Annotated in this window: 11 protein-coding genes; 3 read left to right on the top strand and 8 right to left on the bottom strand. The window is 61.3% G+C overall.

Annotation, left to right across the window (positions count from 1 at the left end):
* Window positions 1-601: 601 nt before the first annotated feature.
* From ACUXUR_RS26510 to ACUXUR_RS26490, 5 genes are all read right to left on the bottom strand, one after another.
* Window positions 602-1,219: a hypothetical protein gene (locus ACUXUR_RS26510; RefSeq protein ID WP_445505346.1), complete on the bottom strand. Its 618-nt coding sequence runs from the start codon at window positions 1,217-1,219 to the stop codon at window positions 602-604.
* A gap of 31 nt (window positions 1,220-1,250) precedes the next feature.
* On the bottom strand, window positions 1,251-2,399 hold the full coding sequence (repC, locus tag ACUXUR_RS26505; protein WP_445505345.1) for a plasmid replication protein RepC: 1,149 nt from the start codon (window positions 2,397-2,399) through the stop codon (window positions 1,251-1,253).
* A 183-nt stretch (window positions 2,400-2,582) separates the two neighbouring features.
* Window positions 2,583-3,617, bottom strand: coding sequence for a plasmid partitioning protein RepB (gene repB / locus ACUXUR_RS26500; protein WP_445505344.1), 1,035 nt, complete (start codon window positions 3,615-3,617; stop codon window positions 2,583-2,585).
* Window positions 3,617-4,828: a plasmid partitioning protein RepA gene (repA, locus tag ACUXUR_RS26495; protein WP_445505343.1), complete on the bottom strand. Its 1,212-nt coding sequence runs from the start codon at window positions 4,826-4,828 to the stop codon at window positions 3,617-3,619. Before repA ends, repB begins: the two co-directional genes overlap by 1 nt.
* A 1,199-nt stretch (window positions 4,829-6,027) precedes the next feature.
* Window positions 6,028-7,086 (bottom strand): IS30 family transposase, encoded by a 1,059-nt coding sequence (locus tag ACUXUR_RS26490; RefSeq protein ID WP_445505342.1) that lies wholly within the window; start codon window positions 7,084-7,086, stop codon window positions 6,028-6,030.
* 298 nt (window positions 7,087-7,384) lie between these two features.
* On the opposite strand from ACUXUR_RS26490, the gene ACUXUR_RS26485 reads away from it, so the two are divergent.
* Window positions 7,385-7,636, top strand: coding sequence for a WGR domain-containing protein (locus ACUXUR_RS26485; RefSeq protein ID WP_445505341.1), 252 nt, complete (start codon window positions 7,385-7,387; stop codon window positions 7,634-7,636).
* Between the two features lie 138 nt (window positions 7,637-7,774).
* On the opposite strand, the gene ACUXUR_RS26480 is transcribed toward ACUXUR_RS26485, so the two are convergent.
* The 3 genes from ACUXUR_RS26480 to ACUXUR_RS26470 form a co-directional block, all read right to left on the bottom strand.
* Window positions 7,775-8,683 (bottom strand): recombinase family protein, encoded by a 909-nt coding sequence (locus ACUXUR_RS26480; RefSeq protein WP_445505340.1) that lies wholly within the window; start codon window positions 8,681-8,683, stop codon window positions 7,775-7,777.
* Window positions 8,684-8,869: 186 nt separating this feature from the next.
* Entirely contained in the window at window positions 8,870-9,169 is a 300-nt protein-coding gene (locus tag ACUXUR_RS26475) for a CcdB family protein (protein WP_445505339.1), read from the bottom strand.
* The gene (locus ACUXUR_RS26470) at window positions 9,169-9,414 is read right to left on the bottom strand and encodes a type II toxin-antitoxin system CcdA family antitoxin (RefSeq protein WP_445505338.1); all 246 of its coding nucleotides are present in this window, start codon (window positions 9,412-9,414) and stop codon (window positions 9,169-9,171) included. Before ACUXUR_RS26470 ends, ACUXUR_RS26475 begins: the two co-directional genes overlap by 1 nt.
* A gap of 529 nt (window positions 9,415-9,943) precedes the next feature.
* Between ACUXUR_RS26470 and ACUXUR_RS26465 the strand changes: the two genes are divergently transcribed.
* Together ACUXUR_RS26465 and ACUXUR_RS26460 are read left to right on the top strand one after the other, a co-directional pair.
* Window positions 9,944-11,101: an RHE_PE00001 family protein gene (locus ACUXUR_RS26465; RefSeq protein WP_445505337.1), complete on the top strand. Its 1,158-nt coding sequence runs from the start codon at window positions 9,944-9,946 to the stop codon at window positions 11,099-11,101.
* Between the two features lie 65 nt (window positions 11,102-11,166).
* Window positions 11,167-12,024, top strand: coding sequence for an alpha/beta hydrolase (locus ACUXUR_RS26460; RefSeq protein WP_445505336.1), 858 nt, complete (start codon window positions 11,167-11,169; stop codon window positions 12,022-12,024).
* Window positions 12,025-12,170: the final 146 nt, after the last annotated feature.

Here is a 12,170-nt window from a genome sequence, read left to right as displayed (position 1 = left end):
ACCGGGCAGCCCACTGGCTCGTACCCACCTCCTCTGATCATCGCTACGGAAGCAGCATGGCTTCCGGCAAGGCCTCGCTCACTTAAGGTCGCCGATCCAAGCCCCCGAAAGCTACGCTTCGTCTTGACGGCTAAGCTTTTGATATAATTAGTTGTGGTCGTAGCAGCGGAAGCTAAACTGGAATTGACTACGGCGTGGCCTTAGAACGCGCGCTGTGTTGTCGGACGGCATCGTGAGCGGCTTCGTTTGGGACCTGATCACGGAGCCTTGTGTCGGCCCCACCTCGTGAGCCGAGCCGCTAAAACCCTTGTTTTCAAAGCATTTTCGCTGACTTCAGGGAAGCCCTCCCCTTGTCCGCTGGTTAACAGAATGGCTTGAAAGACGTCTTCAAACGATCAGTTTAAAGTGTGCCGATCAATGTACAAGGGGGTGCGGCAATCGGAGAGATCAGAAAGGGGAGCGCACAAGATTAGTTCAATCAACCGCCCCAAACCGAACATAGAGGGAAAATACCGGTCAAGCGCTGCTGGCTTATTCGTAATGACAGAGCCTGAGGCAACCAGAACCTCGAAGGATACCAAAGCCGTAACCACAGGTCCCGCTAGAGGTCCAGGCCGATGACTTCGCCGTGGCGGGGCACAAGGGCGATCCTGATGCCTGCCCTTTTGATGAGCGGGCGCTCGCGCCATGCCTCTGCGAGCCTGTGAAAAACTGGCGTATCCGGCACTGCAGCAACCACGATGTCGTCACCGGAGACGTCGAACAACATCGCCTGTCCGAGTGCTGCTGTGAGCAACTGGAACTCCAGACTTCCAACCTTGCGGGCCAGTGGCCCCTTCTTGCACGCTGCGATGATCCGACGGCCGTTGAACTGGGCAACGACATCGCCTTCGCCCAGTCGCGAGTGCACCCGGACCGTTTTGTCGCCACGCCGGTAAGCGCCGGTCCAGGCGCTCCGGCGGACCTGCGGGTGTTTGATCGGCTCCCATCCCACGCTGGCTATGAAGCGCCCGATGTCGAAGATGGCATCGCCCACCTTGATGCTGCCCCTGTCGATCGCGACGCTGGCCATAGTACCGGAGCCGGGAAGTGACAGGATGAACTCGGCGAGCCTCAGGGCCACTTCGGCCTCCGGCATGCGGTCAGCTGGGAGACCGGAGTTTGGTTGCGTCTGGTCTTCCATGGATGCGGAAATCACAATGGTTGTCTCGTCGGTCATGTGCATTCGGCCCTAACTTCTGAGACGCCCGTCATGCCATGCGTCTCCGCCGCATAGCGAGGAGCTCCACCTCGAGGTTGATCTTGCTTGATTTCACCATCCGGACGAGCGCGCGGAAGTAGCCGCCAGGGTTGCGGATCTTCTGCAGGCCGCTCGACACGTCATCGTCGTAGAGCTGCAGGACGTAGATGACCGCCGCCGCGGCTCCCACGGGGCCAATCTCGGCAACGGCTTCGTTCCAGGCACTCTCATGCGCGCCGAGCGATGCCCGAAGGTACCGCCCTGCCCCAACGAGATCGTCGATGGTGCGGATCGGACGACCGTAGTCCGAGATGGTTGGGCAAGCTTCAACGATCAAAGTCGGTGATAGGTGCTCGGCCGGTCGTTCGTTTGGCGGAACCGCCTCAGCTTTCCTCGGAAAGCCTTTTGTACAAGACTCACTGGGAGATCCGTTGTTTGTTTCTTTGTGATTGACTCTGAGTCCGCCATTGCCGGTCTGATAGAAAGCTTCTTCGGCAAGGTTCCTGAGATCCTGCCAATCCTGTAGCAGACCTGCCGGAAGCTCTGCCGTCGAGCGTGTCGGCGTGCGGCTCAGGAGCTCATTGTAGCGATCCTCGACGTCCGAGCGATCAAACCCCGGGAAATGCTGCGCAAGGGCGCTGATGGCCTCCTCTGTGGCTCTGCGGGCCACTGTGACTTCATCGTAGGCGCGCTTGCGGATCTCGCGCATGACCTTCTGCTCGGCGATCATGGTGGTCCACTCCCCTCGCCTCGCGTAGACAGGCGTCAGGTCAAAACCGTAGGCATCGATGATGTCGCCGGCGAGATCCCGGATCGCGAAACGCTTCCCGTTGGGGGAATCCTTCGCCACGATCAGCTTCAGCTCTGTGAGCTGCGCCAGGATGCGCCGGATTGAGCGCTCGTTAAGCCCCGTGCGGCTCGCCAGATGGTCATTGGACGGCCATACCAGCAGCTTGTCCCACTCCTGCTCGCCCCAGCAGGCGACGAGCTCGGACAGAACCAGGCGCTGCGCCGGACGCAATCCAAGCGCCTTCTCCGCGTCCCGGGCTGCAGCCGAGAGCTCCTTACGTGTGACTGTACGGCCCGCCTCCACGGCAAGCTTCTTCGCGGCCAAAGCGGCATGAACCAGCCGCCGGCCTCCTGTCGATGCAATCTGCACCCTACCCTCCTCTGCGAGGGCAAAGCAGGATCGTTCACCGGAGTCGGTGTTTATCTTGACACCTGATTCGCTGGGATGGCATAAAGGAGATCCGAACTGCCTTGTCGCCATACCAACGGTGATGAGATCCAAAGGCCCTTGGAGTTACCAGCTCCAAGGGCCTTTTGCTTTGCCGCGGTTACATCACTTGTCCTCCTCGCTCGCCTTCGAAAATTCGTCGGCGAGGCTTGGAAGTTTGCTGACAAGGAATTCCACGAACGCGGCGTCGAATTTCTTGTCGATGGAGATCTTCAGGTCGCGTCCGGATTTTGAGATCCGGCCAACCTTCCGACCCGAAGCTGAAAGGACACTCTGGGCCTCAGACCGTGAGCGCTGTCTCGGCTCCTGCAGAGCCTTCTCGATGACCTCGAAGCGTTGATCCGTGTCGACGTTCTCAAAATCAGGCGAGCTGATCGCGCTGCGAGCCACGAAGCTGGCCTGGTCGTCGCTGTCAAACTTCGAGGCCAGCGCGACCCACCGATTACGCCCAAAGGACGGAGCCGGACCTATCGCCTCGATGATGTCTGTCGGGATCTTCATGACGGACGAGATCAGCTTGGAGAGCTGCGTCTTATCGACAGCTAGAGCCGCCATGATCGTGTCGCGGGTGTATCCGGCCGCCTCCAGTCGCGTCGCATAAAGAGCCCGCTCGATGTAGCTAAGATCGCGTCGGGCGTTGTTCTCCTGTCCTTGGGCAACGACAAGCTCCTCGTCCGTCAGCTGACGGACGACAGCCTTGATCGGCTTGCCGATCTCCTTGAGAGCCCTGGCACGGCGATGGCCATACGCGATTTGATAGCGGCCCTGCGCCTCAGGATGGGGCCGCACAAGGATCGGCACCTGTTGGCCGGATGCCTTGATCGATTCCATCAGCTCGCTGACGTCCTGCCCATTTAGGCGGTCGGCAATCGGCGACGGATCGAGTAGTTGCGGGTCCAGCTCGACAATCGCCTGCCCTGCCGTCAGCTGCGCACGCAGCCTTTCGGCATCGGACGCTGCATTGGTCAGTCCAGCGATGGACCGGGAGATCGCCCCGATGGCTCCTCTCGTTCCCATAGCACCCTGGAATGGAGCTGCGGCCGGAGCCTCATTTGCTGCCCCAGAAGCTGCGTCGGTGTCGGAGTTGCCCGCGGGCAACTTCTTCTCAATCAGGTCAGCGAGGACACCTTTGCGAGCCATTACGCCCTCCCCCATGCCTGCTTGATCAGGCCCTCGATTTCGCCGTTAACGTTGTTGAGCGCTTCCATGGCGCGGTCGTAAGTCGACCGACTGAAGTTCTCGCGGCCGACCTCATAGAGTGTCTGTTTTGTCAGGCCCGCGTCCGAGATCGCCGTGCTTTTCAGCATCGGATAGTTCAGGACGTGTTCTTCGAACATGGACCGCATGAAGGACACCATTTGGTTCTGCGGCCCGTCGCCTGGCTCATACCGGGTCACGAGATAGCGCATCCAGTCATAGCCCGTGTTGCCGCCAGCGTTCGCCACGACTTCGAGAAGCTCGGACGTCATGATGAGGAACTGGCACATCGACATGACATCGAGCATCTGGGGATGCACGGTCACAAGGACTGCCGTCGCTGCGCACATCGCCGTCATAGTCAGGAAGCCGAGCTGCGGCGGGCAGTCGATCACGACAACGTCGTAGCGGTCCTGGACCTCGGCGAGAGCGCTGTCGAGGCGCGTGAAGAACAGTCCCTGCCCCGGATTGTCGGCGAGCGCCTTCGGGGTATCGTGCTCGTATTCCATGAGCTCGATGTTGCCCGGGACGAGATCGAGGTTCGGAAAGTAAGTCGGCTGGATGATCTCTGAGATCGGCCGCTTCTGATCGTCGTAGCGGATCGCGCCGTAGAGCGTCTGGTTCTCGCCGACATCAAACTCTGGCTGATAGCCGTGGAGCGCGGACAGGGATGCCTGCGGGTCGAGATCGATGGCGAGCGTCCGGTAACCGTGCAGAGCGAGATGCTGAGCCAAGTGCGCGGCAGTCGTAGTCTTGCCCGAGCCGCCTTTGAAATTGACGACGCAGATGACCTGAAGATGCTCGCCAGGGCGGCGATGCGGAAGGTAGCGACGGCCACCCTTTGCGCCCTCGTCGAGAAAAGACCGGAGCGCCGCGAGATCTTCGACGGTATAAAGCCGCCGACCGCCGCCAGTCAGTTCCGGCTGCGGCCCCTTGCCCTCGAGACTGATGCGGCGAAGATAACCGGGGTCAACGCCGAGCAAGTCGGCAACCTCGCTTGACGTGAATCGTCTGACAGTTTTCTTGGCGGCTGGCGGAAATAGCTTAAGACGATGAGCCTGGAGCTTTTCAGAAAGCTCACGCGCATGAGCGCCAACGAGCTTCTGAATAGCCCTGTTGGGATCAGCTTTCTTGAGCGTTGCGGATGAAGTCACGATGGCAATCCGTTGATACGCTTCCAATTAAAATTAACGCTAAGTTTCGTGACCATTACCCGATTCGGACAGCAGAGCAAGGAATAAAGGACAAACGAATTCCTAACAGCCCAAGACTCCTGTGAATCGTTATCACAGTGTGTCCGCTGCAAGCCGCGTTGCCTGTAGGCAACTTTTCAGTTCGGCGGCTGATTCATGCCAGTAATGGGTCTTCTTGTGGATGATTCCAAACTTGATTGGATCCGCAGATACTCAATCAAGAGACTTGAGTTCATGCTCAATCTCGTTGTCGTCGACCGCTGCAATGCGGCTAGAAACATGGCCCGCTTTTTATGCTGGCTGTTGAGGAGAGCTTGTTCGGCAATACCGCCCTGGTTCGCGGGCAAGGCTGGATCGGCACGCAAGGCCGTCGTGAGGTCGAACTGCATAAGAGCCGGGGAGGGTTTGTCGAAGCCCTTGGGCCATGGCTGCGCCGCAAGTAGCGCGCGGATACCGGACCAGGAGCACCGGTTAGATCTCATTCCGAAAAGTTGCCCGTGGGCAACTCGGGGGCCTGTCCTTCTATGAAGGGCGCGGTAGGGGCGCGTAAGCGCTCACATGCTCATCCCCCGCATCATCCCAGCGATTCATTAAGAGGACAACGATGAGGACACCGTTTGACGGCCTCGGGGCGTACTGCCCTGCTATTGCTACGACGACTCCCGCCTGTGCGTCTGTGCTGGCAGCAGGAAAGGGGCGCGAACTGCCGCCCAGAGCCGACGAGCAGAAGGCTTGATGCCTGAGGGAGGTCAAACGCATCCAGGACGTGGCCGCCGCGGCGCGTGAGCTGGAACGGGAAGGGCCGAGAGCCGCAGGGTTGCCCGCAACATCATCGAGGCCTGGACCGAGCACTCCCGCGCCAAGGGGCTGAGACAAGGGGCTGATCTGACGTGCAGTCGCCGTGCCTGACAGAGCATCTGCTTGGACTGGACAGTATCTGCGCAGGCTGCGGCCGGCCCGAGCAGATCGAGAGATGTGACACCTATACAGACGAACAGCGGCAGAATATCATCCGGGTTCTCCGTAGCCGGGAGCGCAAGGCGGAAAAGTTGCCCGCGGGCAACTCAACAAGTGCTGCTGCCTGTTCGGCCTGATGCGTTCCAGGATCTTCCCGGCAAACTGGCGCAGATCGTCAGCCAAACTGTCGGTGTCGCGGCAGATCACGAACAGCGCTGTCGATACCCGCAGTGTGGAATCAAGCCGAAGTGCAACGGTTGGCGAGTCATAGATCCCCGGTCCAGAGAGCTCATCAGAACCTCTTTGGGCGTGCGATAGCCCAGGCATTTGCGCGGGGTCGCATTGAGCCGATCACAGATCTCAAGCAGGGCCTCCTCAGGCAAAGCGGCAATGTCCGTATCCCGTGGCAGAAAGCGTCGAACCCGGCCATTGGTGTTCTCCACTGAGCCTTTCTGCCACGGCGCCTGTGGTTTGCAGAAATAGCTCGCCATCCCGAGCTTGCTCTTGAGCAGCGGGTAATAGGCAAACTCCGTACCGCGGTCGAAAGTGATCGATAGACGCGCCGTCTCCGGCAGGACTTTCAGCTTCTCGATCATGCCGGTCATGACCCCAGTTGAGTTGCGATCCGGATTGCGGGTCAGGATCGTGTAACGGCTTTGGCGCTCAATGAGCGAAGTGAGGTTGTGCTTGCCCAGATCCTTGCGGAACATCATCAGATCGCCTTCCCAGTGCCCGAAGCTCGTGCGGTCTGCGATCTCCGCCGGACGCTGCTCAATGGTGTTGCCCGCCGGAATGAAGAGACCGCGGGGCTTGCGCTGGTAGCGCGCTCGCCGCCGGCGCCGTGCCATCGGCAGATCCTGATACAGCCCGAGCTTTTGCCCTTGAGAGCTGTAGACGAACCGGTGGATCGTCTCATGCGACAGCCGTTCAGGCGCGCCGGATGCCCGCAGGCGGCCAGCAATCTGCTCTGGCGACCATCCGGCTCTGAGACAGTCCATGACGTAGACGGCCAGAGCAGGCTTGCGGGAGAGCTTGCTCAGACGCTGACGCCGGGCCCGGGCTTGCATGTCGGCGGCCACATGGAAATAGCCGCGATCCAACGGCTCTTCATCGTGAACCCAGTTCCGATTGATCTCGCGGTAGATGGTCGAACGATGCCGCTGCAGGCGTTCAGCGATCACACGGATCGGGATCTTGGCCGCATGCATGCGGGCGATCTCGCGGCGTTCCGCCAGGCTCAGTTGGGTGTAGGGCAGGGTCATTCAGCCTCCGAGTGCAAACCCTTTGCTTGTAACGGGACTCGCATTTCAGAATAGAATCCACCTCATCGAAGAGCTCGCTGAGATACGGGACGCAGAGCAGGTTGACCGCTTTGAGAAGTGCATCGACCGCAAGTCAGAGGTAATGGTACGGGCGATGGTCTCGCGCTATATCGCCGAGCGCGATCGGAGCAAGGAGGAGCAGGAAGCCTCCTGCTCGATTCATGTCCGTGATGTCGGGCCTGTGAAAGATTCAGGACTTTGATTGGACCCCGGTCTGCTGACCTGCAGACTGGGGTTTATGCTTAAGAACACACTGAATTTTCTCGTCCTTGATCGCTGTGACCCGGCCCGGAACATGAACCGGTTCTATGTTCTCTCAATCGAGGCCAGCTTATTCGACGGCGCCACCCTGGTGCGCGAGTGGGGGCGCATAGGGAAGCCCGGCCGCCGACGTGTCGAGATCCATGAAAGCGAGGGGAGAGCGGTCGAATCCCTTGAGCGCTGGCTCAAGCGGAAGCAGCGACGCGGCTACCGGCTGCGGGGCGGATAGGACGCATCATCGTGACCAGTCGGCGAGTTACCGTGAGGTGCGTACGCGTCGCCCGAAACTCGTGCGTAACTCTCCCGCGACTTGTCCGCGGATTACGCAGAATGGCACGAGTGATTTCTTGCGTCACTTCCGGATTCATTATCTGATTTCTGGCACGGCAAGACCGAGCTTGCGGGCTTTGTCCAACTGGAACTTCACCGAGCTCGCTGTCCACCGCAGCCCGCCCCGAGGCGTCCTCTCCCGCATGCCCTCCAGCTGAGCGCCAATATCCCGCAGGCTGAGGGCAGGGTTGCCGATCGCAATGCCTGCGATCAAAGTCATAAGACGATCGTGCGGCGGCCTTCGGCCCGCCTTTCCGAGCAAGCCAGGCTCAACGAGCTTTTCGGTGACCAGACGCCGCACCGCCCTCCGGAGGCTCTGCGTCGTCCAGCGCTGCCCCTTCGCATTGAGGACCTGCACGACATCCTCCCAGCTGTGGTCCGGCCGCATCTGCCGGACGACGGGCAGGAAGGTCTCGGCCTTGTGGATGAGATCTCCGAGATAGACGCGATGTCTTGCCATAGCGGCCTTGCGGATAGCCTCGGGGCTGCCGGCCCTGAGGCCCGGGTTGCCCGGCATCCTTCCTTTCGCCTTCGCCGCTTCCACCCCGGCTTTCGTGCGCTCCGAGATCAGCGACCGCTCGAGCTGGGCGACGGCGCCGAGGACCTGTAGCGAGAACATCCCCTGAGGCGTCGACGTGTCGATCGGGTCCCGGAGCGACCGGAAGTGCGCGCCTTTGCTCTCAAGGTCTTCGATCACCTCGAGCAGGTGGCTGACTGAGCGCGCCAAACGATCGAGCCGTACCACCACGAGGACCTCATCCTTCCGGATCTCGCGCAACAACCGGGATAGGACGGGACGGGCCCGTGATGCACCAGAGGCTTGCTCCTGGTGAATGACCTCGCACCCAGCAGCGCGGAGATCATTGATCTGGGCATCCGTGGCTTGCTCGTCGGTGGAGACGCGGGCGTATCCGATCAGGCGCTTACGGGCAGGGGAGGGTGGCATCGGGCTCGTCGTCAATTTTCGAAGTTGATTGCACTCCAAATGCCTTGTTTCCCAAGCGAGTGAAGTGGCTCACGGGACATTCTCAGGCTTGAAGCTGATTGCACCGTCAATCACTTTGCATCGGAGCCGGTTGCACAGAAACGGCTATCCGAAATTTCGTGTGGAATTGGTGGTCTCCTGCGATACTCAGAAGCCGAGGAACAGGATATCGAGTGCCCGCTTGATCGCGTCCTGATCGGCGGACAAAGAGCCGACCGGGCGTTGCAACTCACGGACCGGGATGGATGCCAACTGATAGGTCAACAGAAGGTAGTCGGCTCCCTTAAACCGGACCAGCGGGGTTAGCCCGGAGATGATCGTGGCCTTGTCGACGAGGACCATGGGCGCGACGACACGCACCGCCAGCCGATCCAGGAGGTCCGATTGCAGATCCACCACATAGCCCTTGGTGCGGCCGACCCCGGCATAGACATCGAATTGCGCCATCAGAATTGCCGGAACTCTTCCAGGATCAGGCCATCGCGCTCGATCATTGCATTGTGGGCATCAATGGCTTCCTTGTTCTCTTCCAGCCAGCGGGCCCGCCGGGCTTCCGCCACTGAGCGAGCCAACCCACTTTCGCAGGCTTGGGACACATTGACCTGCAAGGCTTTCGCCTCAGCCACAAGCTCGACCGGAAGAGTGACATTCGTTGGACGCCGAACCCGCGCTTCTCCAGCTGGCTTAGGCATTGCGGTTCCTCCAGAGCGTAGATACGCACAATTTATGCGCATATCGCGTGTGAGTAAAGCCAATCCTTGATCTGCTGGTTCCCCACCAAAATCCTAAAGGCCAAAAAATGTCGATCCGCTTTGAGGCGGCTAGCGTGCAGTCGCCGTCGAACGAAAGTGCGATCCACTTCGAACACTGACAGTCATGTTCTGCCCCGCTTTAGGCCCTTTGTACATAATCTGAGATCAGGGATAACCGATCGTTTGCAGACGTCTCTCAAGCCATTTCGTTAACCACCGGGCGAGGGGAGGGCTTCCTCAGCGTGGGCGAAAATGGCTTAAAAACAAGGCTTTTGGAGCCGTTCCGCGTCTTCGATGCGGATCGAACTCAGTCCGGAACTGTTCGCCAGCAGCAACGATCTTGATCTCTGCGGATGGTGCCCTGCAGAGTGCTGAAGTGCCTCAGCCTTCAGCGTAGCATATCCTTGCTTTGCTTCCTCTGGCCAAGCTATAGCTTGCTTCATCAATAACTTAGCTGTGGAGCCGAAGCATGGCGTTCGAAGGCAGGGGAGGGGACTTCGACGAGGAGCATCTGGCTGCGCGACCGTACGACCTGCCGGAGCTGCCGTGGGAGACCATCGCCGGCCGGCTCGAGTGCATCACGATCAGCATTCTGCGCTTCGATGCCCGGCTGGAAGCCTCCGGCCTAGCCGCCGGCTGGCAGTCGCGCTGCGACATGACCGAGGCGGTGCGCGCCCTGATCCTCGACGGCCATCTCGTCGATGTCGGTGATCTGGTGCTGCACGATGCCGGCATGGACGTGTGCCATCCCACCCACGAGCTCACCCGCGCCGCTGCCGCCCTGCGGGCCCGCCGCACCGCCCTGGCGCGCCCGGCGCCCTGGCCGCTCTCGATCGATGGTCTTGCGGCTCTCCGCGGCATAGGCCCCGTGCGAGGGGAGGGCGCTCGCAGGCCAACAAAGGGCAAACCCGATCCCGACGACGAGGCGGCCTACCCGCCCTTCGCCAACGATGCCGATCCCTGGAAGGCGCACTTTGCCGAGATCGATGCGCTGCTCGAGCGCACCAGCAAGGTGCTCGCCGGCGAGACGCCGCTGCCGAAAAGCCGCTCGCACCTGGTCTATGACCCTGACGTGGACGAGGCGGAGGCCGAGGACCTGTGGCTCGACGTGGTCCAGCGCACCAGCCATTGGCCCGCGGTGGCGGCTGCAGCGGTCGCCTGGAATGCCTGGCTCGATCTCAACCTCTACACCCGCCTGCCGTGGCTCGGCCTGATCATGGCGGCCACCATCCTACGGTCGCGGGGGCTCACCCATCATCTCCTGCCCTTGGCGGCCGGGTTCAAGCAGTCGAAGTTCCGGCCGCAGGGCCGGGAAGGGGCCCGCGAGAAGCTGGAGGGCTTCTGCCAGGTGCTGGAAGAGGCGCTCGCGATCGCCAACCGGGATCTCGACCGGCTGATCCTCGCCCGCGAGCTGATGGCCCGGGTGACACGCACCTGCCGCAGCAATTCCCGGCTGCCGGGGCTGGTCGAGCTGTTTCTGTCGCGGCCGCTGGTGACTGTACCGCTTGGTGCCAAGCTCTTGCAGGTCACGCCCAAGGCTGTGGACCTGATGCTGGCCCAGCTCGGCGGTGCGTTGCCGCGCGAACTCACCGGCCGCACCCGCTACCGCGCCTGGGGAATCGTGTAGGAAGTGCCCTGCCGCTATAACAGGCAAAGCCGTCAGTCCCATCAGCCGGATGTCAGCAGACCCCTATGGCCCGCTATCTTCGCTTTCTCGCCTTTGCTCTGCTCGTTCTGTACGCCGGCATCCTTGCCGTGTTGTTCGTAAACCAGCGCAGTTTGCTCTATCCGGCGTCTGACCGGCATACGACGGCCGCGGCGGCGGGCCTAGCCGGCTTTCAGGATCTGGTCCTGCCGACGCCAGATGGGGAGCGGCTCGTGGCATGGTGGAAGCCGCCCCAGCCGGGCAAAGCGCTCATCCTGTATTTTCATGGCAATGGCGGCAGCCTCTGGAACCGGCGCCTGCGCGCCCAAGCCCTGACGGCATCCGGCCGTGGTCTTCTGATGATCAGCTATCGCGGCTACTCCGGCTCGACCGGCACCCCGACCGAGACGGGGCTCCACACGGATGCCCGCACCGCCTATGACTGGGTGACGCGTTCCTATGAGCCCTCACGCCTGGTCGCGTATGGCGAGTCCCTCGGTAGCGGTGTGGCGGTGCGCTTGGCCAGCGAGCAGCCGCTGGCCGGTCTCATTCTGGATGCGCCCTATACCTCCACGGCCGATGTCGCGGGCCTAGCCTACTGGTATGTCCCTGTCAGCTGGCTGATGCTCGATCAGTTCCGCTCGCTCGACATCATCAAGAAGGTGAAGGCGCCGATCCTGATCCTGCATGGCACGGATGATCGTATCATCCCCTTTGCCTTGGGCGAGCAGTTGTACGCGGCCGCCCCCGAGCCGAAGCGTTTCGTCCGCATTGATGGTGGAAGCCACACCCGGAACTTGGAACAGGGTGGGATCGAGGCGGTGAACGACTTCCTCGCGATGGTCGAGGCTCGGCTGGCAAACCAGTCAGTCAACGGCGCCGGCACACCGCCCCAGCAGCCATAGATCCAGTCATTCTCGCGCCGGCTGCAGGCGGGACAGCGCAAGGCCGTGCGCGCCGCGCTTCTGGCCGGAGTAGCACCCGCTCAAGTCGCGAAGCACTTCGGCCTGGCGCGGGCTGCCGTGCGCAAGGTGCTCGGCGAGCCCGCGTA

It is taken from the genome of Microvirga medicaginis (assembly GCF_052658925.1).
This window is presented reverse-complemented; position numbering and strand designations above follow the sequence as displayed.